Here is a 22,912-nt window from a genome sequence, read left to right as displayed (position 1 = left end):
CGCTACTTCGGACGGGTCAGATCGAGTCGATCGCGCGTACGTACCCACGTATTCCCTGCCATGCGACCCACGGCATCGAGACCATCGGGATCGACGCGGAAGTCATTGATGAGATTTTCGCGGACGTGAAAGCGCACGATTTCGCCCAGGACGATAACGCCACCGCCGGGCTGGCGGGTGGTGTAGATGACCTGCTGCAGCTTACATTCCATCTGCGCCGGCGACTCGGCTACGCGCGGGGCGCGCACCAAGTCGCTGGCGATGGGCGTGAGTCCCGCCAGCGCGAATTCATCCACCTCGGGCGCAACTTCGGCGGCGGTGATGTTGGCTGCGCTCGCAATGCTTTCATCGACGACGTTGACGACGAACTCGCCGGTGGCCTCCACGTTCGCAAGGGTGTCCTTGCGGAGTGCGGGATCCACATCTTTAGCGTGGAGGGAAGGGCAGAACAGCAGCGTGGGCGGCACGGAGCCCACTCCGGAGAAGAAGCTGAAGGGCGCAAGGTTGGGCGCCCCGGCCGCATCGACTGTGGAGACGAGCGCTATGGGGCGGGGCACGATGATGCCTGTCATCAGTTTGTAGATCTGACGCGAGGGATGGCTGGCGGGGTCGATGCTCAGCATGGGGGAATCTATTTCCTTCCTCTTCTAAATGCTAGAGCATTGGCGCGGCGTCTAACACAAGTGGTGCAGAGCGCTGATTTTTGCAGGCGTGTAACATAGCATGATGCAGAATCAGTAGGAAGGGGACTTTCTCGTGCCGCGCATCCATTTTCAGCAACAACTCGCCGAACTGAAGGACAAGCTTCTTGCCATGGCGGCGCTCGCGCAGCAGGCCGTGGAGTCGGCGGTGGATGCTTATCTGCAACGCGATCAGGGCCTCTGCCAGTACGTTCGTCAGAACGAGACGGCCATCAACACGGCCCAGCGCGAACTGGACGAGATGGCCTACGAACTCCTCGCCAAAGAACAGCCGATGGCTATCGACCTTCGCTTTATTCTGGCCGTCATCAAAATCAATGGCGACCTGGAGCGTATTGGCGATCAGTCGCTGGGCATCGCGCGTCGCACCCGTGACGCCATCCAGGTAGAAACCGTGGAACTCCCGGTAGACTTCGCCGCCATGGGCGAGTGCACCACCCGCATGATCCGGTCGGCGATTCAGTCTTTGCTGGAGGGCGATGCGCGCTTGGCCGATCATGTGCGCGAGATGGACGATGAGGTGGACCGGATCAATCGTCGCGCCCACTCTGATCTCCTGGACCTTATTCAGCAGGATCCAGCTCACACGCAGCAGGCCATGAACGGCCTGTTCGTCGCGCGATCGCTGGAGCGCATTGCCGACCACGCTTCAAACATCGCCACCGACGTGATCTTCTGGATTCGCGGGGCGGACGTTCGCCATCAGCTCAGCCTGGCGATGGATTAGTTTCACGGCAGCCTCGCGGCGCGATTCACCAAGGGCGCCGCGGTTGCTTAGCCCAGCACCATCACAATTGCGCCCGCGGTGATCATGACGCCCCCGAGAATGGCGGGCGCGGTGAGTTTTTCGCCCAGAAGCAGCCATGCGAAGACCATGACAAGCGGCACGCTGAGCTTGTCCAGCGGCGCCACCCGCGAGGCAGGACCAAGCTGCAGGGCGCGAAAATAGCAGATCCACGAGAGCCCGGTCGCCAGGCCGGAGAGAGTCAGGAACAGCAGGGTTCTCCGATCCAGGCTGCGCAGCTCACCGTGCTTGCCGAGGGCCAAAGCGATGCCCCAGGCGAAGACGACCACAACGGTGGTGCGGACGGCTGTGGCCAGGTTGGAATCCACATGCGCAACGCCCACCTTGGCCAGCAGGGCGGTGGCGGCGGCAAACAGCGCGGAGAGCAGCGCCCACACAATCCAGGTCATATCTCATCGTACGAGAGCGCCGCCGGCGCCTCGTCTTTTATCCTGCGATGAGATGCAACATGGGAAGGCGAGTCGAACGGCATTACGCGTGGCTATCCGCCGCGCCGCGCACCAGGTGATGGATCCGCCGCCGGTGCTCGATGATCCCATCGCGGTTCGGCTGATCGGAGCGGACTACCCGCGCGATCTGGAGCGCGCTTCGCACAAGGTGGGCCGTGACTTCCGGGCTTATCTGGCGGCGCGCAGCCGGTTTGCTGAAGATCGCCTGGCCGAGGCGGTGGCGGCGGGGGTGCGGCAGTACGTTGTGCTGGGCGCGGGGCTCGACACGTTTGCTTACCGCAATCCTTTTTCCGCGCTGCGGGTCTTCGAGGTGGACTTCCCGGCCACGCAGGAATGGAAGCGCGAGATGCTTGCCGCTGCGCGTATCGATACGCCTGCCAGTCTCAGCTTCGTGCCGCTCGATCTCGAACACAGGACGCTGCTGGAGAGCCTGGGGGAGAGCGGGTTCGACCGGACGGTCCCCGCCTTCTTCAGCTGGCTGGGGGTGGTGCCGTACCTCACGGAGGATGGGTTCCGGTCGACGCTTGCGGGAATCGCCAGCCTGCCGAAGGGCACGGGCCTGGTGTTCGACTACAGCGTGCCTCCGGAGACGCTGACGGCGGAGCGACGCGCCATCTTCGACCGGCTGGCGGAGCGAGTGGCTGCCGCGGGGGAGCCGTTCCAGCTCTTCTTCACTTCGGAGCAGATGGAGGCGGAGCTGCGGTCCGCCGGGTTTGGCGCGGTGGAGCAGGTGGACCACGAGGGGCTCAACGAGCTGTACTTTAACGATCGGTCAGACGGGCTGAAGCTCTCTCCTGTTCGGATCGGAGTGGTGGCGGCAGTCTGGCTTTAGCATATTAACTAGGTAGTAAACAATCCGTGTTTTCGTATTTTTGATATATATTTTCAATCGTTCCATTATGTGAGAGATTACGTCTGATGTGGAGAGCATTTGGAAGCCAAGGTCGCTGTAGCCTACACATTTATTGAGAAAGCTCGAATTTCTTGTCAAGCCCCTCTGTGGAAAAAAATTAACGTAATTCGGTAATTTTCTGGTCAACATTTGAGTTTTGAGGAGGCGGAGAGAGAAGCTGGATCTTGTGCGGGCACAGGAATTCCCGATGTACAGCATTCGGCCATTGTGGCGCAAAAGCACGGGAACCCGCTGTGTTGGCCGTCACAGGTGCGTGGGGCCCAGTCCTCGATCTGAACTCCGGCCTGTCGCGCAGGGCACTGGCCGGAGTTGCCGGAGGTTGATGGCTATTTGAGGTCGATGTCGTGGGAGAGGGGGGTGTCCTCGCTCGAGTCGCCGACGCGGAGGACGAACTTGCCGGGATCGAAGGTCCACTTGTGGGCCGCTTCATCCCAGTAGCTGAAGGCGCGGGAATCGAGGCTGAGGGTGACATGCTTCGTCTCGCCGGGGTTGAGGCGGACTTTCTGGAATCCCTTCAGTTCGCGTTCCGGACGCTGCGCTTTGGTGGACGGATCGGAGACGTAGAGCTGGGCTATCTCAGCCCCGGCGGCGGTGCCCGTATTGGTCACGTCAAAGCCGACCTTCACGTCGGAGACGTTTGGCTGCGCCAGCGAGGGCGCCTGGAGATTGGCGAAGCTGAAGGTGGTGTAGCTAAGCCCGAAGCCGAATGGGAACAGCGGGTGCTTGCCGCTGGTGGTCCAGTAGCGGTATCCGACCATCAGCTTGTCGCCGTACTTGACGTGACCGATGGCGAGGTCGGTCGCCGGGCGGTCCGATGCAGGAACGTGCAGCACCGTATCAGCGCCCTTGATCGGGTAGTAGTACGGGTACGACGGGTTGTCCTCCCAGGTCTTGTCGAAGCTCACCGGCAGATGGCCTTCAGGATTTTGCTTGCCGAACAGAACCTCCGCGATTGCAGTCCCGCCTTCCTGGCCCGGATAGAAGTTGTGCACCAAAGCCGGCACTTTGTCGAGCCAGCGGCGGGTGTCAACCGCGCCGCCCGCGGTGAGGGCCCCGATGGTGTGCGGATTGGCGGCGATAACGGCCTCAAGCAGCGCGTCCTGGCCCCAGGGGAGCGTGAAGGTACGGTCGGCGCCTTCGCTCTCGGTGCCGGCGCTGTAGCCAACCGAAGCGATGACGGCAGGCGAGAGCGCATTTTCATAACGCGCCAGCCTAACGCATTCCGGCGGCAGTGTACACACGCCGACGGGCCGCTAAGGGCTCGAAGGCCCACAACGGGAACAATTTGCATGGAAAAGGTGATTTTGATCACAGGGGGCGGTGAATGCTGTCACTGCCCGCCATCGCAGCGGACGCGCACACTCGGTTAACAATGGCCGAGGAGTAGCGCATCGGGTTCTGTGGGGCGGGAGGCAGATATGAGTTTTGCCGAGAAGATGAAGACCATCGTGGTCGCTACCGATCTGGAGGGCAGGTCAGAGGCGGCGCTGGAATACGCGCGCAAATTGGCTGGCGCCTACGGAGCCCGCATTGTCCTGGCGCATGGCCTGGACCCCATGGAGTATGCGGCGGTGGAGGCGGTGCCCGGCGAGATTCTGCGACGGGTGCCGGAAAGGGCCCGCACCGTGCTCGATGGGATGGCCGCTGAACTGATTCGCGAAGGGATTCACAGCCACTCCGAAGTGCGCCAGTGCGCGGTTGCGCAGATGCTGGTGGAAGTGGCGGCGCAATATGACGCGGGACTGATCGTCATCGGTACGCGGGGGCAGAGCGGGGCCGGACCACTGGCGGTGGGCGCGATTGCGGAAGAAGTGGTGCGCATGTCGTGCTGCCCGGTGTTGGCCGTGGCTGCCGACTGGAACGCGGGCGAGAACCGGCCGGTGCCGGGCGGCCCGGTGATGCTGGCAATTGATCACAACGACGTGTCGGCCGGGGCGATTGAGGCTGCGCGCTCGCTGGCGGCCAAGTTCAAAAGGACGCTGCTGGTGGTGCACGCGCGGACTTCGGCTGAGGCTTGCGCCTTCCTGAATCCGGGAGCGACGACGCTGGCGGATTTCGGGATTGTGGAGACGGATGAGTTTCCGGTGCGGTGCATCGTGAAAGACGGGCCGCCGGAAGATGCCATTCCGCGAACTGTGCTGCAGTATGGGCCGAGCATTCTGGTGACCGCGGTGAAGCGCAAGAGCGGCTCACCTGGTCCGCATGGGACCGCGTTTGCATTTCTGGCAAGTTCGCGTGCGCCGGTGTTGTGCATTCCCGCGGCGGAAGTGACGGGGCCCAGGCAGCCGGCAGAGCCGCTGGCTGTTGAAATCGGCTAGGGGATCATGCCGGCTTGCGGCGGCAAGGGCCGTATTTTGGGGACCGCATGTTGACACCAGCAGTGGTGCTGCGCCATGAAACCTGACGCGTTTGAAGTCGGCGGCAAGAAGAACCGGGGACTTCCGGACAGGTGGAATGCGGCTGCAATCTACGGCCGGGGAGAAGAGCGGGTCCATGGCAAGGGAGACGGACTGATGCGTGCTGAAGCGAAGTCGAGGGAATTGCAGGCTGTGGCAGCGCACCCGGTTTCGGAGCTGCTGGCGTGTCCTGCTGCTGCGAACACCCTGTTGACGGCTGCGGCGCAGACGGTTACGTTCGACTTCGGCGAAGTGATTTTCCGCCAGGGTTCTGCGTGTGCCGGACTGTACCTTGTGATCCAGGGGCAGCTGCAACGGCGTACGGAACGGCTCGACACGCGTGTGACCCTGGGGGGAGCGCGGCCCGGCGACCTGGTTGAACTGGCGGCGGCGCTGGGAGACAAGCAGCATACCTATTCGCTGGTGGCGCAGGGCACAGGATCGCTTCTGCTGTTTCCGCAGGACGCATTACAGAAGGCGTTCGACAGTTATCCGCCGCTGCGCATGCAATTGCTGGAAGAACTGGCGCGCGAGGTGTCGCGTGCTTACCACGCTTGCAGCATCACGCGCGGCCTGCGCACCCGGCGCAGCCGTCTTGAGCTGAATTAACTGTTGAGGTTCGAGGCGCTTACAGCGCAACTGTGAGGTTCGACACTCGACTTGCGTTTCACGAGGTTTCATGCTCCAGAACGCGCTCGACTTATCTCAATTGAGATATACTCCAGACAGTCACCGGAAAACTTATGGCTTCGTTCCACACTCATCACCCGCCGGAAGATTGTTTGAATTGTGAGCATCGTCACCTTCGCATGTTCTGCAATCTCACGCCGGAGGCACTCACCGACTTCGATGGGATTGGGATCATGATGAGCCATGCGCGCGGCGCAAAGCTCTTCAACGAAGGTGATCAGGCACGCAACGTTTTCATCATCTGCTTTGGCCAGGTCAAGATCTCATCTACATCGCGCGACGGCAAAACGATGATCCTCAAGATTGCCGGTCCCGGGGACATGATGGGACTGAGCGCGGTGCTTGCCAACGTTCCCTATGAAGTGACCGCGGAAGCTATTGAACCCTGCCAGGTGAAGACCATGCGCAAGCAGGAGTTCGTCGACTTTCTGGGCAGGCACGGGATTGCGAGCATGAACGCGGCCCAATCGCTCTCCGGCGAATACATGACAGTGTTTCATGACGCCAAGCGACTGGCGCTGTCGGGCTCGGCTGCGGGGCGGCTGGCACGGCTGCTGCTCGATTGGGGACGTGCGGCTTCCAATGGACGCGCGGAGATCCGCTTCACCATGGCGTTGACCCATGAGGAGATCGCCAACATGGCGGGCACCTCGCGGGAGACGGTCACGCGGCTGCTGAACCAGTTCCGCCGCGACCAGTGGATCCAGATCCGCGGCGCCAGCCTGACGATCACAAAGCCGGATCAGCTCGAACGCCTGACGGCCTGATCACACTTCTACCAAAAAATCATCTCTCCGCGTTAACGGCGGAACCTGCCCGATCGTCTTCCCGTAGGGAGACATCATGAGAAACGACCTGCGCTTCGCCTTGCGAATGGTCTTGTCACACCGGTGGTTCTCGGCTGCCGTGGTGGTCACGCTTGCGCTTGGGATCGGGCTCAACACCATGGTGTTCACGCTGATCAATGCTGTGTTGTTCAAGCCTGTACCGGTGCCGGGCGGAGCGCGGCTGGTTTCAGTCCTCAGCAGCAATGCGGCGGCGAGCCATGGATTCGAGCGCATGTCGCTGCCCGACTTCATGGATTATCGTGCGCAGTCCTCGTCCTTCGAGGCGTTCGAGGGCGGTATTGACGAAGAAGGCGTTCTGAGCGAAAGCGGCAATCCGCCGCAGTCCTATCATTTGCAGCGCGCGACGGCGGGGATGTTCTCCATGTTGCACACTACTGCGATCCTGGGGCGCGGCTTTGTTGCAGGCGATGAAAAGCCGGGAGCCGATCCGGTGGTCGTGATCGGTTACGGCATCTGGAAGGACCGCTATGGCGGCGCTGCGAACGTCATTGGCCGAGCGGTGCGCGTGAACGGCCAGCCGGCCACGATTGTGGGGGTGATGCCGAAGGGGTTCAGGTTTGCCAGCGGCGTGGACATGTGGGTTCCGCTGGTGCCGACGGCGGAGCTTCAGAAGCGCGAAGAGCGCCACATGATGGGCTACGGCATTCTGAAGCGGGGCGTCAGCCTGCAGCAGGCGTCGGCGGAGTTCGACGGCATTGCCCACCGGCTCGCCGCTCAGTACCCGGTCGATAAGGACATGGGAGCGAGCGTGCTCACGTTTCATGATCGCTACAACGGCGGCGAGATTCGCGTGATTTTCCTGCTGATGCTGGCCGCGGTGGGCTTTGTGCTTCTGATTGCCTGCGCCGATGTGGCCAACATGATGCTGAGCCGCGCGCTGACGCGCAGCCGCGAACTGTCGATCCGCACGGCGCTGGGGGCTTCGCGGTGGCGCGTGGTGCGCCAGCTTCTGATTGAAAGCGTGATGCTGAGCGTGCTGGGCGGAGTGGCGGGGATGGGGCTGGCGCTGTTGGGAGTGCACTGGTTCGATCTCTCCACCGGGGACATCCGGCCGTCGTGGATTGCGTTCACCATGGACTGGAGCGTGTTTGGTTACTTCGCGGCGTTGTGCATCCTGAGCGGATTGCTGTTTGGTACCGCGCCCGCGCTGCGCGCTTCACGGATCAATCTCAATGACGTGCTGAAGGATGGCGCCCGCAGCGCCGGCAGGAAGGGAGAAGGCTGGCTTACGGGGATTCTGGTGGTGTTGCAGTTTGCGCTCACGCTGGTGCTTCTGAGCGGAGCCGGCATCTTTGTCCACAGCCTGCTCGCCAGCCTGACGATTAATCCAGCGATCCCGGCTGCGCAGTTGACCACAGCGCGCATCAGCCTGCCTGATCTGCGCTACAAAGACACGGACGCCCGGCTTCGGTTCTATGATCAACTGCTGCCGCGGCTGAAGGCTATTCCCGGCGTCAGTCATGTAGCGCTGGTGTCGAATCCACCCGGATTTGGTGCGGCGCGCAAGCAGATCGAGGTGGAACACGCGCCGGTCGGGGAAGCTTCGCGGCGGCCGTGGGTGTCGTATATCGCGCAGTCGCCGGGCTATTTCGAGGCGATTCATCTTCCGCTGCTGGAAGGGCGCGACTTCAATGCCAACGACGGCGCGCCAAAACACGCGTCCGCGATTCTTACGCGCGAGGCCGCGGCGCACTTCTGGCCGGGGCAGGATCCAGTGGGCAGGCGCTTCCGCCTGTTCGACGATCAGAACAAGCCCACGGAATGGATCGCGGTGGTGGGCATCGCGGAGAACATGATTCAGGAGCGCATGTCGAACGATCCCAAGCCGCTGATCTTTACGCCCTATCGGCAGGAGGGCTGGGACGGAATGACGGTCGCGGTGGTGTCCTCCGGCGATCCTGCGGCGGCGATCCGCGGGGCGGTGCAGAGCCTTGACGCCGAACTGCCCCTGCGAGACGTTTCTTCACTGAGCGCGGCGCTCGAACACCAGACATGGTTCCTGCGCGTCTTCGGCAAACTGTTCGGAGCCTTCGCCCTGATCGGCCTGGTGATGGCGTCGGTGGGCATCTATGCGGTGATTGCCAATGCGGGAAGCCGGCGTACGCAGGAGATCGGCGTGCGCATGGCGCTGGGCGCCAGCGTGCGCAACATACTGATGCTGGTGATGAAACGCGGCCTGTGGCAGATTGGCGCGGGGCTCGCCCTGGGGCTGGGGCTGGCGATCCCTGCCGTGCGCCTGCTGGCCGCGCTGCCATTGGGTATCTCTACGGCGGACCCGGCGGTCTTCCTGTCAGTGGCCGCGGTTCTGGTGAGCGTGGGAGTGTTTGCCTGCTGGCTGCCGGCGCGTCGTGCTGCCGCGCTTGATCCGGTGAAGGCCATTCGCTACGAATAAGCGCGCCTGGTTCATCGCGCATGCGCGGCTTGTATCAGAGGCTTTCGATCACGTCGGCTACCAGGGCGCGTGCGAAGTCGCGGCTGAGGCGTTCTTCAGCAGCGGGGCTTTCGTCGATGAAGGTGGCGAGATCCGTGGTGGACTGATACTGCTGACGGAAGACGTAGTTCTTGTTCTGGTAGAGCACGCGGCCATCATGCGAACTCAGCGTGACTGCCACAACGAGGGTGATGAGGAAGCTTGAAGACTGCTGCGTGTTGGTGTTGTAGGTGAGGGGAGTGACGGTCTGCTCGAGGATGGTGCCGTGGAGGACTGCATCGGAATCTCCGCTGTCGGAGGGGGTCACGTGCAGGCGCGTGCGCGCGACAAATTCGCGGATCACGGCCTGGGTCATGGCGGTGTCGGTGTGGTAGGCCTCAGAACGCGTGGCGAACTGAGGAATGGCGAGTGTGTGCACGTCCGGCGGGAGATGAGTGGCTGCGCCCAGCGAGTGATAGCCGCAGCCGGTGAAGACCAGCCCGACTAAGAGGCAACACGCGAGGCACGATGCCGGGAACGATGTGCGCATGCCTTCATCTTAATCGGATGATCGGCGAGCGGCGCTGTTGCGCTTCTTCACTGGATGCGCAGCGGCGTTAACGCGCGATCGAACCTGCGCCCGATTGCGCCCCTTCCGCAGGCGCTCGACGTCCTTGAGCAGGTTGCGCAGGAACTGGGTAGTGGCGGCTCCGGGGCTGGGGCCTTCGAGGGGGATGGGCAACACGCCCCGATGCTTCAGCACGATCTCCTGCGCCTCATCGCGTTCTGTCATCAGGATGTAGGAACTCGGCCGTCGGTCGGCATGCGGAGAGTTCTTCCAAAGCTCCTGAAGACGGAAGAGCAGATAACGAGTGTTGATGTCGTGCAGGCTGTAGCCGACGAAGAGCAGCGGGCGTGCCAGGGAGTCGGATCGCAGCCGGATGTCGAGCGGAGTCTCGAAAAGCATGCGCTGGAAATAGCTGCTTTCGGTGAGCACGAGCGAGTCGTCGTCCTGAAAGTCGCCGTGGAATTTGATGATTTCCGTGCGATCGTCCGCGGGGACGGTCAAGTCTGCGGCGTTGGTGATCTTGTGGAAGGGCATGCGGCGCGCTTCAAAGCTGCGCTCCAGCCAGCGATCGTAATTCGTGGTGTAGATGGTGGGGAATTCGAGGTCGACGATGATGTTGTGCAGGTCGGATTTGGCGATGTCGATGGTGGGCGGGTGCCAGGTGGTGTCCATCCAACTGCGCAGGGCGCCGAGTTGGGCGTGCTTGATGTGAAGGGCCTCGGCGATGACGGAGTATTCACCCACCGCATATTTGCCGCGCAGGCCGAGGGCGGATGCCATGTGCTCAACGAGGGTCCTGAAGTCGGGCAGGCCGAGGTTCTGCGAAACCCCTCCTCCGACGAAGAGGATGAGGCGGCGTTTCGCAGCCGCCTCGACCAGCGGAAGCAACTCATGCTGGAGGGCGGGGTGGTGAGACGTGTGTGCGGATTTGCGGGCCATCGGCGAATTTGTGCGGTGCGCGGAGGCTACAGCATCGCAACCGGATAGGATGCGGGAGCGGCAAACAGCCGTTGCGTGGCTTGGATGGTTCCGATTAGCCGATGCGCGACGAATCGCATCCAAGCAGAAATCGAAGGACCGGCAGCGAGAACAAGACGAGTAGCGGAGTAAGCATGGGCGATGAGATTGCAGTGAGCCGGGATCCGGTGGCGCGCTGGGCAGAGCGCCAGGACTGGATTCGTCCGGAGGTGGAACAAACCGCGCAGGGAGCGATCCACTCGGCATTTGAGCTGCTGGGCCCGGCGGGTGACGGGGTGCGGTCGTTCCTGCAAGGGGAGTGGCTGCACGAGCCGCTGCACGCGGCCATTACCGATGTGCCGGTGGGCGCCTGGGCGGCGACGGTCACGCTGGATTCGATGGCAGCGATGTACCCGGGCACGGGCATCGATCGGGCTGCGGATGCGACGTTGTGGCTTGGGCTACTGGGCGCACTGGCGGCGGCCGCAACGGGAATGGCGGACTGGGCGTACATCGACCAGCCGCGACCCCGCCGCGTAGGCGCAGTCCATGCGCTGCTTAACATCGGCGCGACAGCTTTGTTTACGGCATCCGCGTTGGTGCGCAAGCGGAACCGCAACAACGGGCGCGCCCTGGCCGGCATTGGCTTTGCCGTCGTGTTTCTATCCGCCCACCTGGGCGGCAATCTAGTCTACGAGCACAAGATCGGAATGGATCGCGGCAGTGCTACCCGGCAACCGGAAGAGGGCGGAACGGGAATCTGATTTATGGTCCGCCCTGTGCTCCTTTGGGCGCGTGCGAGGTGAGGTTCTTGAGGAGGAATTCCTCAAGGAGGTTTTCAACCGCGTCGGAGCCGATCTCCGTCATCGCGTTGAAGAACACAAGGTTTGCGCCGCGGTCCGATTCCGGAAAATACAGGTTGGACAACGCGCCCGAGGTGAGCTTGCCCAGCACGCTGGAGTAGTTCGGCTTCCAGCGGCCATCGTCGCCGCGCGCGATGACCGCGGCGGACATGGCGTAAAGGGCGCGCGAGGAGACACTGCCTTTGCCTTTGTAGAAGTAGCGTGGGTCCTGGTGGAAGATGGACGCATAAAGCGCATGCGCGAAGAACTGGTCACTGACGTGATTGGCGAAGGTCGCGCCATAGCGCTTGCCATAGCCCTCCCAGCCGCGGCCAAAGCCCGGATAGACGTCTTTGTACTGCTCGGCGCCGGCAACTCCGGCAATGATGACAAACGCGGTGGGGTCAAACATGGCGTGCACGCTGAGCTTGAACTTCTGCTTTGCCTGCATGGGGGGTGCGTTCCAGTCGTACGTGGTGTAGAAGTTGGGAATCACGCTGAGAACGCGCTGCTGGACGGCAATCTGAACCTGCTCTTCCGCGAGTTGGTCATTATCCGCTGTGACGGTGACGCTGGTGCTGGTTGCCTGGATGGAAAGCGTAATGGTAGGCAGGATGAGCACTGCGCCGGGCTCGAGGTCGATCTGCGGGGAACTGTAGGTGGACAAGCCTTGTCCGGTGACGGTGAGCGTGTAAGAGCCGGCCGGCAATGTACGGAAGACGAACTGACCATCGCCTCCGGTTTGGATCGTCCGAGCTTGCCCACCGGATTTGGGGTTCAAGACGACGCGCGCGCCCTGGATGACGGTGCCGTTGGTGTCGAGAACTGTGCCGGAGAGTGTAGCGGTTGCGGCCGGCTGTGGGTTGGGAACGGGTTGCTGCGCCACCGCCTGTTGCGGCTGCGGAGCATCGGGAAGAGCGTTCAGATTGTCGACAGACGGCTGGTGCACCTGTGCGAAGCTGCGCTGAGGCGAAGCGAAAAGAAGTACCAATCCAATAAGAATGGCCCAGTGAATCTGTCGGGCGTTGATCCGCAAGCGATAAGACCTCCATAGGGAAGGATGGCTCAGAGCTTGGACGGGATGTATTGGTCAAGGTATCTGCGAGTGTGGATGAAGTTTGCTTCATTCTGCGCGCCCGCACGCCACGCTGCGGCGGCTAGAAGGCAACATTTGCGGAGCCAGGGGCATCGCGCGTGACGGTTTGCCGGATGTTCTGCTGCACGGTCAGATGCGGAGGAATATCTTTCGCCGGTACATCCAGAAGAGGAGGAGCCAATACGCGAGAAGTGTGAGCGCGCCCAGGAATAGCGGTTCGAAGGCGGTGCCGAAGAGGTTGAGCACGGGCGGCCCAAGGTGGATGCGGAAGGTGTTCTGGATGAACTCTTCCCAGAGGTGTGCCATGAGATATGCGGCGATGGAGTTCATGCCGACGACCACGAGCGGAAGGGCGATGCGGCGATTACCCTTCACATCGATGATCCACGAGAACGCGGCGAGGAAGAGGAAGCAGACCCCGCCGGAGAAGAGCGTCCAGGAAGGTGTCCAGATGCGCTTGACGATGGGGCAGATCCCGGTGAAGTGGAAGAGGCACCCGAGGGCGATCATGGAGGCCGCGGCGATGAGGAATTTGCGCAGCGGGATCCTGGGAGCCGCCTCAGTGAACCAGCGGCCGGCGATGAGGCCGAGCAGCATGGTTCCAAGGGTGGGGATGAAGCTGAGGGTAAGATAGCCGCCCTCGTTGAAGCGGAAGGGACTGGTGCGCGGAAACAGATTGAGGAACCACACGTCGAAGGCCTGGCCGAGGTTGCTGTTCTTGTTCCAGTGCGCTGCAAAGCCGGAGTAGAGGTGCTCATGCCATTCAGGGGAGACGCCCGCAGCGGCCCAGTTGAAGTTTGCGCCGGGCGCCGGATAGAGCGACCACGCGAGCCAATAGGCGAAGAGAATGGCTCCGGTGGCGATCCACTGCCAGCGCGGCTTTGCGAATGCGAGAAGAAACGCGAAGGTATAACCGAGGCCGATCTGGGTGAGCGTGTCTTCAAACGTGAAGTAGGTGGTGGGGCCCGCGGTGGACCGGAGGAAGATGCCCAGCGCGATAAGAATGAAGCTGCGCAGGATGGTGTGGAAGAGCATGTGCGGGAAGCTTTCGCCTTTGCGCATGCGGCTGCGGATGGAGTAGGGAAGAGCAACGCCGGCGAGGAAGGTGAAGCCCGGCTGAATGGTGTCATGGAGGCTCATGCCGGCCCACTCCACGTGGGTCTGGTTCCAGGCGAGGATGCTCCAGAAGGTGCTGGCCGGAAAGGCGCGCGCGATTGCGGCGAAACGCAGGACTTCGCCCATCATCAGCAGCATGACCAGTCCGCGGTAGGCATCCACGGCGATGTTGCGGACCAGCGGGGGCGCAGAGACTGTGGAATTGATGCGGCTGGCTTGCAGCACGCCTGCGGGTTGGGCGCCGGCAACAGACATCCTGGGGGACTCCTCAACGCGGCATGTGGGCGGATGCGCGCGTGGCAACTACCATATGCGAGGAACCTCAGGTGGGACAAGGGCGAATGAAAGGCGCGTGCCGCTGCGCGACTGCGCAGCTCACCTGTCAGCGCTTGTCGCGCGGAAGAGAGCGGTTGCGCAGCCACTTGGCAATTCCCAGCAGCAGCAAGAGCCCTCCGAACGGAATGCACATCAGCGCGACAAGGAGCGCCAGCCATCCGGGGGTGGAGTGGGCGCCCGTGCGCGTCACGCCCCCGAACAATGTCACCAACAGCAGAAGGGCCAGCACGCCGGCACCCACAGTCGACCCGCCCCAGCGCAGCAGTTCAGGGGTCCCATCGGTCATCTGGCTCGACTTGATTGGCGCGCGCTCCACCATTGGCATTCTGCTAACTCCCGCTCATGGCGAGGCGCAGCATGACGTAGGTGATCACGCCGGTGACCGACACGTACAGCCAGATCGGAAACGTCCACCGCGCCAGCTTGCGGTGCTGCGGGAAGCGCCGCGTCAGCGACAGAAAAAACGTGATCAGGATCATGGGCAGCGCCAGCGCGGATAACACAATGTGGCTGGTCAGCAACGAGAGGTAAGGTCCGCGATAGGCTGCGTGCAGGGGGTAGCGCACATCTCCATGCAGCGCGTGGTGCGCGATGTACCCGATCAGGAACAGCGTGGAAAATCCAAACGCCGTGATCATCGATCGCCGATGCGCGTCGATCTTGCGTGACCGGATGAACAGGAACCCGATGAGCAGCGCGGTGGCGCTGGCGCCGTTCAGCACGGCATTCATGGCCGGAAGAAAAGCCATGCGCGTGCCGCCCTGGTCGGCGGCTGGATGCACATAAATCAGCCAGAACAGGAACAGCGTGGCTGCCAGGCTTACGGCGATGATCGCCAGGACGCCGCCGGTCGCGGCTCCGGGACGCTTCGAGGTCTGTGCAATGGTGGTCATGATCTAGTGCTTTCCGATTGCGCACAGCATCAGGGTGGTCATAAGCAGCGGCAGATAAATCACGCTTACCTTCAGCAGATCCCGCGCCAGCATGCGGCTACGAGCCGCGTCCGTGGTGCGCAGGATGCCACCGAACCGAATGGTGTAGGCGAGATAAAGCACTCCCAGCGCGCCGGCAACCACGGCGTACGTCAAGCCGGCTACGCCCAGACGCCACGGCGCCAGGCTCACCGGAATCATCAGCACGGCGTAGAACAGCGCTTCGATGAACGTCGACCATCCGTCCGGCTGCACCACCGGCAGCATTTTGATCCCGGCCTTGGCGTAGTCATCCCGGTACATCCAGGCGATAGCCATGAAGTGCGGGAACTGCCACACAAACAGAATTGCAAAAAGCGCCGCGGCCGGCCACTCGATGCGCCCGCGCGCCGCCGTCCAGCCCAGCATGGGCCCCATGGCGCCGGGAAATGCGCCAATGAAGGTCGCCAGGGTTGTCACGCGTTTCAGCGGGGTATACACCGCCACGTAGGTGAAGGCCGTCAGGAGCGCCAGGGCCACCGTAAGCAGGTTGGTATGCAGCAGCAGCCAGCCGCCGCCCAGCGCCAGCGCGCCCAGTCCGGCTGCCACTCCCAGGGCCAGTGGATACCGGCCCGCGGCCAGCGGCCGATCCGCGGTGCGCTTCATCTTCGCGTCCGTGCGCCGCTCCAGGCACTGGTTCAGAGCGCCCGCTCCGGCGGAGACCAGCCCGATCCCGATGAGGGTGTCGAGCAGTCCACGCTGCAGCGTCGAAATGCCTGACTGCATCGACCCCAGGTAGAACCCCGCCCAGCCCGTAACCACTACCAGCCCGGTTACCCGGACCTTGAAGAACTCGCGCAGATCCGAGATCAGTCGCGCCGTTACGCCCGGCTGCGGGACCGCGAGATGGTGGTGTTCCTGCGCGCTCGGCATCGAGCCAGCCGCCGCCGGGCCACTCGGAGCGGGGCCCATATTGACCGGGATTGCTGTCTGGGGCGCCATTCTGGCGAGAAGAAATACCTCGGTGGGAAGTGCCCCATGCCGTTCGGGGCCGTCTGCGCTGTCGCGCAGCTTCCTTCATCATAACAAGCCGGGTCCTGAACTGCTTGTGAGGCGATCCGAAGCCGCGGGGCAAAAGGCCGACTATGAAGCCAGGCCGCTTACGGCCTTTACGATGGCAGCCGCTACCTCGTCGGGCGTCAGGCTGTCCGCGGCTATCGATAGATGCGCCTCGCGGTAGAGGGGCAGGCGTCGCTCATAACGGGTTGCCAGGTTAGCCCGATCCGCCAGCACTGGCCGGGTGGGGTCGGCGCTGCCGCAGCGGGTGAGGGTGGTCTCAAGCGCCACCTCCAGGTGGACGAGCAGGGTGCATTCCAGCGTCAGCAGCAGTCTGCGGGTGCCAGCATCCTCGATCGCTCCTCCGCCCAGGGCCAGTACCAACCCATCCTCGCCGGCCAGCCGGGCGATGGTCTGCCGTTCAGTCTCGCGGAACGCAGGCTCGCCGTGCTCGGCAAAGAACTGGCTGATGGGCATGTGCGCCGCGGCCACGATCACATCGTCCGCATCCAGAAAACGCCATCCCAGCCGCGCTGCGACGAGCGGCCCTACCGTGCTTTTTCCCGATCCCATGAACCCCGTGAGCACAATGCGCCGCACCGGCGCCGCGAACACGCCCTTCGTTCCCGCAGGTCCAGTCATGGCCACAGAATCAGGTCCAGTCATGGCCACAGAATATCGTCTGCATGTCCCTCCGGGCCCGCGCGACGCGGGAAGCTTTGCTCCCGGAGGGTGAGCGCGTGTTGATCGCAGAGGGGAAACGCGGTGCGCGTCCCCCTCCCGATGGGGCGGTTACTTGATGAGGACCACGTTCATGCTCCACGGGGCGAGCGTGAGGCTGAGAGGCAGACTTTGCGCGCCCATGTCCGTGGTCGTGGGGGGATCCCACTTGTTGTTCCTGGAGGTGTCGTAGATCGCCTTGCTGTAGGTGATCACCTTCACGCCGGTGCTGGAGGATTGCGTGGATAGTTTGACGTTCACCTGGGCGCTGGCGCTTCCATCCAGGTTGAAGAGCACAAGTGCGGTGCCGCCGCTATGCGTGGCTGCATAGGCGCGCACCGTGGGATTGCCGGCGCCCACCGTGGCGGGCAGCACGCTCTCGCCTTCCACAATCACATTGCTGAACAACTGGAAAGCGCGGGCGGTGGGGGACATGCTTCCATCGGGCCCGGCGTTGGGACAGGCGCCGTCGTTGGCGCCGTCGGAAAACACGTTGTAGGCGCCGAACGTCTGCCACCCGTAGAGAGACGGATCTAAGTTTCCGCTGCCGCCATTGCAGTTCCCGAACCCGATCCACCAGGTCAGGCGAGAGACCCCTTCATTCATCATTTCGCCCAGCGCCTGCCCGGCGTAGAGCCCCTGGGTGATAGACCAGCTTTGTTTGCCGGGATTGGTGTAAACCGACCCGATCTCGCCCACATAAATTGGTGTGTCCGGTTTTGCCGCGGTCTTCAACTCCGCCTTGAGCTTCTCAATCTGCGCCGTCAGGTCCTGCGCCGCCTTTTCGGTGAGGTAGGTGTCGCTTTCCTGCCCAGGCCCCTGCGGATAGTAATGGAACTCGACGAAATCGTATTTCGCCTTGGAGAGCACGATGGTGTCCCAATCGGGATTATTGCCCGGGTTAGCGACTACCCCGACCAGCACGTTCTTGTCGACTGCCTTGATGCCGGGGTAATAGCCGTTGGCGGCAGCGTCGGCATAGGTGGTTGGATCATTGGGCTTGGCGTGAAGGTCCGTCTCCCAACTCCCATAGTTCTCATTGCCCACAGTCATGTGGCTGACCTTGCCGCCGTGGGCTTCTGCGTAGGTGTGCCAGTCGGCGGCTTCGGTCGGATCGCCGCCCTTGGTGCAGGTAGAGTCCGTCCCATAGTTGGCGGTGAGGGCGACATCGAAGCCGCCAGGGATTTCGAGGTCGTTGATGATGTTCTGGTAAACGCCGTTGGGATGTGCCCAGCCGCCGGGCGCCAGGGGCGTGCCGGTGCACATGGAGTTGGTCTTCCAGTGGTAATCGTCAGACCACGAGCCGCCCGGCCAGCGGATGGACTTGATGCCTGCCGCCTGGAAGGCCGGGATGATGGCGGGATCGGTCGGGTCGTACCAGTCGGCCACGTTCATGCCCAGTAGTTTGTCGGTGATCTTTGGACCGCTTACGCCCTGATTCACAGTGATGACGGCCACCGCGACCACGGTGAGGGCGGCCGAACTGCCGGTGGCCGACGTGTAAATGGGGGCGCTGGCTGAATCGACGGTGTAGTCGGCGGAGAGAGTGATGGTACCCGCGGCCAGCGTCCCTGCGGGTATCGTGACCGTGGCGCTGCCGGCGGCGAGCACCGTTGAGGCGGAATGATACTTGCCCTGGTTCAGGATGACGGAGCCGGTTGGGCCGGGGGCGCCTGCGGGCCCTGCAACGGCGACCGTAACCTTGAGGTCCTGGTCGCTGCGCACAGAGAATGAAGCCGGCGTGACCGTAATCGCAGGAATGGCTTTTGAGACGATGACGTCGGCGGTCAGGGTGGCGGCAACATAGCTCGAGGTGCTTGCCCCGTCGGGCGTATAGGTTGCGCTGAGCGTATGAGTACCAGCGGAGAGAGTGCCGGCCGGCACTGTGATGACCGCTTTGCCGGCGGAGAGCGTTGCCGGAGCCGGCGTGTAGGCGCCGACGGTCAGCGCGACAGACCCGGTGGGCGTGGGGTTCCCGGCGCCGCCATCGACGGCGACCGTCACCGCGAGCGCGGTTTCGGTGTCGATGCTGGGAGCGGCCGGGGTCAGCTTCAACGTTGGCGTGATGGTGGCGACCGCCACGGATGCGGTTCCCGCGCCGCCGCCGTAAATCGCAGAGCCGGCGGCGTCAGGGATATAGGTGGCTGCCAGCGTGTTATTGCCAGGAGAAAGCGATCCGGCTGGAACCGTGATCGTGGCGCTACCCGAGGCGAGCGCCGTGTCTGCGGATGTGTACGTGCCGGTGGTCAGGGTGACTTTGCCGGTTGCCGTGGGCGCGCCGCTGCCTCCACTCACCTTCACGGTTACGGTGAGGCTGCCGGCGGGCGTGATGCTGGCGGCGGAAGGGGTCACGGTAACGGTCGGCGTAGCCTTGGTGACGGTCACACTGGCGGCGCCGGGACTCTGGTGTAACTGCTCGATGCAGAGGAGTCCGGCGCGTAGCTTGCGGTGAGGGTGTCGGTCCCCGCGGCCAATACGCCGGCGGCCACCTGGATCGTGGCGCTGCCCGCGCTGAGCGCCGTCGCGCTGGAGGAATAGCTGCCGCTGGTGAGCGTCACGGTGCCGGTGGCCGTACCTTTGGTTCCGCTGACAGCCACTTTGACAGAGGCCGTTTGCGCAGTGGTGAAGCTGCCCGCGGAGGGGGTCACCGTGACGGTGGGCGCCACTGGATTGCTGGGAGGCGGCGTGCTGCTGCTGCCGCTGCCGCCGCACGCGGTGACGAAAAGGGCAAATGCGCCGGCGAGTCGCAGAGAGAGAAGTCCAAGGGTCTTTTTCACGGTCAATTCCTGAAATTGGCGTTCACTGGTCCTGAAGATTTCGCAAGGCAGACACTTCTGTAGAGCCGGTGTCCTGTTGATGATTCGGAGTTGCAAGCATGCTATCGCAAGAACGTCCTATTAGGCTCTCGAGAGTGCGGCCCGGTATGTATTGCGCATCACGTCGGAGAGCGGCCTGCACTGCGCGGAGCAGCGGGCGCGAACCAGAGGAGCCCCGGCTGCGTATACCTGTTCACCCGCTCCGGTTGAGCGGAGCCCAGGGTCGATTCCAGCTCAAAAAACCAGAGGAGGTTCGCCGTGGCGTTTTTCGACGATCAATTCAAGCAGGTCTTCCGCCGTCTGGGGCGGGCTCCTCTGTTTACGGCCATCACCCTGGTAACGCTGGCGATCGGCATTGGCGCCAATACGGTGGTGTTCAGCGTAGTGAACGGCGTGCTGCTGAAGCCCCTGAGCTATCCCCACCCGGAGCAGCTGATCGGGGTGTGGCATACCGCGCCGGGGGTGAACCTGCCGGAAGTGAACCTGGGCGCATTCATGTACTTCACTTATCGCGAGCAGAGCACCACGTTCCAGGACATCGGCTGCTACCGCGGCGACTCACTGAGTGTGACTGGAATCGGGCAGCCCGAGCACGTGGAGGGCATGGATGTTTCGGACGGGACACTGCCCATCTTCGGCGCCAAGCCTGTGCTGGGGCGGCTGTTCTCGAGGCAGGACGATCAACCGAACGCCGCCCGGACCGTGATTCTGTCCTATGCGTATTGGCAGGGGCGGTTTGGCGGATCGAAGGGCGTGATTGGGCAGAGCATGACAATCGATGGCAGCGCCCATGAGATTATCGGCGTGCTGCCGCGCGATTTTCAATTTCTGGATGACTACGAAGCTGCGCTGTATGTGCCGATCCAGCTCGATCGCAGCAAGACAATGCTGGGCGATTTCAGTTTCAACGGTGTGGCACGGCTCAAGCCGGGGGTCACCCTTGAACAGGCCAGCGCCGATGTGGGGCGCATGATTCCCATCTCCCTGCATAGCTTCCCTTCGCCGCCGGGGTTCAGCGAGGCTGTGTTTGAATCCGCGCATTTCCAGCCGCTGCTGAAGCCGCTGAAGAAGGTGGTTATCGGCGACGTGGGAAACGTGCTGTGGGTGCTGATGGGTTCCATTGTTGTGGTGCTGCTGGTGGCGTGTGCGAATGTAGCTAACCTGCTGCTGGTGCGGGCGGAAGGCCGCAGGCAGGAGCTGTCGATTCGCTCCGCTCTGGGCGCCAGCCGTAAACACATCACCGTGGGGCTGCTGTTTGAAAGCCTGGTGCTGAGCGTGATGGGGAGCGTGGCTGGCCTGGGCCTGGCGTATGGGGGGCTGCGGATCCTGGTGGCCGCTGCGCCGGCAGGTCTGCCGCGCCTTCACGACATCGGCATCGGTGTCGATGTGCTGCTGTTTACGGTGGGGCTGGCGCTGTTTGTGACGGTGGTGATCGGCATCATCCCGGTGCTGAAGTATTCCGGACTGCACCTCAGCACAGGACTGCGCGAAGGCGGCCGCGCGCTGAGCGCCAGCCGGGAACGGCATCGCGCGCGCAAGACGCTGGTTGTGGTGCAGGTGGCGCTGGCGCTGGTGCTGCTGATCTGTTCGGGCCTGATGATCCGGACCTTCCGCGCGCTGGTGCAGGTATCGCCGGGGTTCAGCGATCCGCAGAGCCTGCTGTCGTTTCACATCTACATTCCCGACACGCAGATTCCCAACGCCGAGGGTCAGCGCGTGCTGCGCATGGAGCAGTCGATCCAGAACAAGATTGCGGAGCTGCCGGGAGTGCAATCGGTCGCGGTCTCGACGGGCGTCCCCATGGATGGGAACGAGAACTTCAATCCGGTGGCCGCGCAGGATCACACGTATAAGCAAGGCGAACTGCCGCCTCTGCGGCGATTCCGGTTTATCGGCCCGGGGTTCTTCTCGACCATTGGGTCGCCGCTGGCGGCAGGCCGGGATATGACCTGGGACGACGAGTTCGGCAAACGCAACGTCGCCATCATCAGCGAGAATTTCGCGAAGGAGTATTGGGGCAGCGCCCCATCTGCGCTGGGCAAGCGGGTACGCGAGAGCGACACGGAAGAATGGCGGGAGATTATCGGCGTGGTCAAGCCGATCTACGATGACGGCGTGGACAAGCCGGCGGTGTCGGCCATCTATTGGCCTCTGTTCCAGAACAATATGAACGGAGACAAGGAGATGATTCGGCGGGGCGTGACCTTTGTGATTCGTTCGCCGCGTGCGGGATCGGCTGCCTTTCTGAGCGAAGTGCAGCGGGCGGTGTGGTCCATTAATGGCGACCTGCCGCTGGCAGGAACGACGACGGTGAGCGAGCTGTATCGCAAATCGATGGCGAGGACTTCATTCACGCTGGTGATCTTGTGCGTGGCCGGCGGAATGGCGCTGCTCCTCGGCATTGTGGGCATCTATGGCGTGATCTCGTACGCGGTCTCGCAGCGGACGCGGGAGATCGGTATTCGCATGGCGCTGGGCGCGCAGCGGGAGCAGCTTACCGCCATGTTTGTGCGGCAGGGGCTGCTGCTTGCGGGGATCGGCGTCGCCGCGGGCCTGGTGATCTCGGCCGCTGCGCTGCGGCTGATGTCGTCGATCCTGTTCAAGGTGAGCCCCGTGGATCCTGGGACGTATGCCGCCGCGACAGCGTGCATTCTGGCTGTCGCGTGGGTGGCGTGTTATCTCCCCTCGCGGAACGCATCGGTGGTGAACCCGGTGACGGCGCTGCGGTCGGAGTAAGGGGCTTCAGAGAACGAGATAGGGGTACCGGCAGATTCCCTGCCGGCGCCGCTTCAACCAACCCGCGAGGCAGCGACCTCGAGGTGCTCTCATCCCGACCGGCCCCTGCTGAGCGCAGTGAAGCAGGCATCGCTGCCGCCCGCTCAAACGAGGGGGCGACAGCGTGTCTGGTTACGGTATGAGGTCGGTCCTCCTGACGGACTGGCTTGCAGCTCGCACTGCGGCCGAAGAAGCGGCCGGATTCTCGCAGATGAAGCTCATGAAGGCGCGGGCGCCGGAAAAGTCCGACGAATGGGTGAACTGTTCCACCACGAAGTTCACATAGTTTCCGGCAGGCAGGCTGGACGTTGAAGGGGAGCTGCACGAGACGGGGGCGCCGTTATTCGCGGTGATGACGCAGCTCAGAGCTCCCCCTTCGTTCGAGTTGCCCGTGGGATCAGTGGTGGCTCCCAGGAAAGCAGCAGCCGTTGAGGTCCCCGCGGCGCCGAGCACGGTGACGGTAAAGTGCCCCGCCGTACATGCGGAAGGCAGCGCGAGCACGGTTAC

The 22,912-nt window shown here is 63.0% G+C and carries 22 protein-coding genes; 8 read left to right on the top strand and 14 right to left on the bottom strand.

What is annotated here, in order from left to right:
• Positions 1 to 2: 2 nt before the first annotated feature.
• Positions 3 to 623 (bottom strand): flavin reductase family protein, encoded by a 621-nt coding sequence (locus VGL22_RS18990; protein ID WP_465268528.1) that lies wholly within the window; start codon positions 621 to 623, stop codon positions 3 to 5.
• Between the two features lie 133 nt (positions 624 to 756).
• On the opposite strand from VGL22_RS18990, the gene phoU reads away from it, so the two are divergent.
• Positions 757 to 1,428 (top strand): phosphate signaling complex protein PhoU, encoded by a 672-nt coding sequence (gene phoU / locus VGL22_RS18985; RefSeq protein ID WP_465268527.1) that lies wholly within the window; start codon positions 757 to 759, stop codon positions 1,426 to 1,428.
• Between the two features lie 47 nt (positions 1,429 to 1,475).
• On the opposite strand, the gene VGL22_RS18980 is transcribed toward phoU, so the two are convergent.
• A complete protein-coding gene (locus VGL22_RS18980) occupies positions 1,476 to 1,895 on the bottom strand; it encodes an EamA family transporter (RefSeq protein WP_465268526.1) in 420 nt (139 codons plus the stop codon).
• A 52-nt stretch (positions 1,896 to 1,947) separates the two neighbouring features.
• Here VGL22_RS18980 and VGL22_RS18975 point away from each other — a divergent pair, with 52 nt between their 5' ends.
• Positions 1,948 to 2,787, top strand: coding sequence for a class I SAM-dependent methyltransferase (locus VGL22_RS18975; protein ID WP_465268525.1), 840 nt, complete (start codon positions 1,948 to 1,950; stop codon positions 2,785 to 2,787).
• A 407-nt stretch (positions 2,788 to 3,194) separates the two neighbouring features.
• On the opposite strand, the gene VGL22_RS18970 is transcribed toward VGL22_RS18975, so the two are convergent.
• Positions 3,195 to 4,109 (bottom strand): glycoside hydrolase family 3 C-terminal domain-containing protein, encoded by a 915-nt coding sequence (locus tag VGL22_RS18970; protein WP_465268524.1) that lies wholly within the window; start codon positions 4,107 to 4,109, stop codon positions 3,195 to 3,197.
• Positions 4,110 to 4,286: 177 nt separating this feature from the next.
• On the opposite strand from VGL22_RS18970, the gene VGL22_RS18965 reads away from it, so the two are divergent.
• From VGL22_RS18965 to VGL22_RS18950, 4 genes are all read left to right on the top strand, one after another.
• Positions 4,287 to 5,186, top strand: a complete 900-nt coding sequence (locus VGL22_RS18965; protein WP_465268523.1) for a universal stress protein — start codon at positions 4,287 to 4,289, stop codon at positions 5,184 to 5,186.
• A 75-nt stretch (positions 5,187 to 5,261) separates the two neighbouring features.
• Positions 5,262 to 5,873: a Crp/Fnr family transcriptional regulator gene (locus VGL22_RS18960; protein ID WP_465268522.1), complete on the top strand. Its 612-nt coding sequence runs from the start codon at positions 5,262 to 5,264 to the stop codon at positions 5,871 to 5,873.
• Between the two features lie 200 nt (positions 5,874 to 6,073).
• Positions 6,074 to 6,721, top strand: coding sequence for a Crp/Fnr family transcriptional regulator (locus tag VGL22_RS18955; protein WP_465268521.1), 648 nt, complete (start codon positions 6,074 to 6,076; stop codon positions 6,719 to 6,721).
• A gap of 76 nt (positions 6,722 to 6,797) precedes the next feature.
• Positions 6,798 to 9,194, top strand: coding sequence for an ABC transporter permease (locus tag VGL22_RS18950; protein WP_465268520.1), 2,397 nt, complete (start codon positions 6,798 to 6,800; stop codon positions 9,192 to 9,194).
• 34 nt (positions 9,195 to 9,228) lie between these two features.
• On the opposite strand, the gene lptE is transcribed toward VGL22_RS18950, so the two are convergent.
• Together lptE and VGL22_RS18940 are read right to left on the bottom strand one after the other, a co-directional pair.
• Positions 9,229 to 9,762: an LPS assembly lipoprotein LptE gene (gene lptE / locus VGL22_RS18945; protein WP_465268519.1), complete on the bottom strand. Its 534-nt coding sequence runs from the start codon at positions 9,760 to 9,762 to the stop codon at positions 9,229 to 9,231.
• A 9-nt stretch (positions 9,763 to 9,771) separates the two neighbouring features.
• Positions 9,772 to 10,719 (bottom strand): SIR2 family protein, encoded by a 948-nt coding sequence (locus VGL22_RS18940; protein ID WP_465268518.1) that lies wholly within the window; start codon positions 10,717 to 10,719, stop codon positions 9,772 to 9,774.
• Between the two features lie 173 nt (positions 10,720 to 10,892).
• Here VGL22_RS18940 and VGL22_RS18935 point away from each other — a divergent pair, with 173 nt between their 5' ends.
• Complete coding sequence (locus tag VGL22_RS18935; RefSeq protein ID WP_465268517.1) at positions 10,893 to 11,501, top strand: DUF2231 domain-containing protein; 609 nt, start codon at positions 10,893 to 10,895, stop codon at positions 11,499 to 11,501.
• A 1-nt stretch (position 11,502) separates the two neighbouring features.
• Here the strand turns inward: VGL22_RS18935 and VGL22_RS18930 are convergent, their stop codons facing one another.
• The 8 genes from VGL22_RS18930 to VGL22_RS18895 form a co-directional block, all read right to left on the bottom strand.
• Positions 11,503 to 12,615 carry a carboxypeptidase-like regulatory domain-containing protein gene (locus tag VGL22_RS18930; RefSeq protein ID WP_465268516.1) on the bottom strand — a complete coding sequence of 371 codons (1,113 nt, stop codon included), beginning with the start codon at positions 12,613 to 12,615 and terminating at the stop codon, positions 11,503 to 11,505.
• Positions 12,616 to 12,804: 189 nt separating this feature from the next.
• Positions 12,805 to 14,046, bottom strand: coding sequence for an acyltransferase family protein (locus VGL22_RS18925; protein WP_465268515.1), 1,242 nt, complete (start codon positions 14,044 to 14,046; stop codon positions 12,805 to 12,807).
• Between the two features lie 127 nt (positions 14,047 to 14,173).
• Positions 14,174 to 14,452, bottom strand: coding sequence for a phage holin family protein (locus VGL22_RS18920; protein ID WP_465268514.1), 279 nt, complete (start codon positions 14,450 to 14,452; stop codon positions 14,174 to 14,176).
• Positions 14,453 to 14,456: 4 nt separating this feature from the next.
• Positions 14,457 to 15,020, bottom strand: a complete 564-nt coding sequence (locus VGL22_RS18915) for a DUF420 domain-containing protein (RefSeq protein ID WP_465268513.1) — start codon at positions 15,018 to 15,020, stop codon at positions 14,457 to 14,459.
• Between the two features lie 3 nt (positions 15,021 to 15,023).
• Positions 15,024 to 15,971 carry a heme o synthase gene (cyoE, locus tag VGL22_RS18910; protein ID WP_465268512.1) on the bottom strand — a complete coding sequence of 316 codons (948 nt, stop codon included), beginning with the start codon at positions 15,969 to 15,971 and terminating at the stop codon, positions 15,024 to 15,026.
• A gap of 210 nt (positions 15,972 to 16,181) precedes the next feature.
• Complete coding sequence (locus tag VGL22_RS18905) at positions 16,182 to 16,736, bottom strand: shikimate kinase (RefSeq protein ID WP_465268511.1); 555 nt, start codon at positions 16,734 to 16,736, stop codon at positions 16,182 to 16,184.
• A gap of 150 nt (positions 16,737 to 16,886) precedes the next feature.
• The gene (locus tag VGL22_RS18900) at positions 16,887 to 19,199 is read right to left on the bottom strand and encodes a glycoside hydrolase family 5 protein (RefSeq protein WP_465268510.1); all 2,313 of its coding nucleotides are present in this window, start codon (positions 19,197 to 19,199) and stop codon (positions 16,887 to 16,889) included.
• Complete coding sequence (locus VGL22_RS18895) at positions 19,196 to 19,591, bottom strand: hypothetical protein (RefSeq protein ID WP_465268509.1); 396 nt, start codon at positions 19,589 to 19,591, stop codon at positions 19,196 to 19,198. The genes VGL22_RS18900 and VGL22_RS18895 overlap by 4 nt, the downstream gene beginning before the upstream one ends.
• Positions 19,592 to 19,888: 297 nt before the next feature.
• On the opposite strand from VGL22_RS18895, the gene VGL22_RS18890 reads away from it, so the two are divergent.
• Positions 19,889 to 22,366: an ABC transporter permease gene (locus VGL22_RS18890; RefSeq protein ID WP_465268508.1), complete on the top strand. Its 2,478-nt coding sequence runs from the start codon at positions 19,889 to 19,891 to the stop codon at positions 22,364 to 22,366.
• Positions 22,367 to 22,537: 171 nt separating this feature from the next.
• On the opposite strand, the gene VGL22_RS18885 is transcribed toward VGL22_RS18890, so the two are convergent.
• A partial coding sequence (locus tag VGL22_RS18885; RefSeq protein WP_465268507.1) for a hypothetical protein occupies positions 22,538 to 22,912 on the bottom strand: 375 nt, incomplete at its 5' end.

Origin of the sequence: Occallatibacter sp., from assembly GCF_036502485.1 — a bacterium.
Classification (GTDB): domain Bacteria; phylum Acidobacteriota; class Terriglobia; order Terriglobales; family Acidobacteriaceae; genus Telmatobacter.
This window is presented reverse-complemented; position numbering and strand designations above follow the sequence as displayed.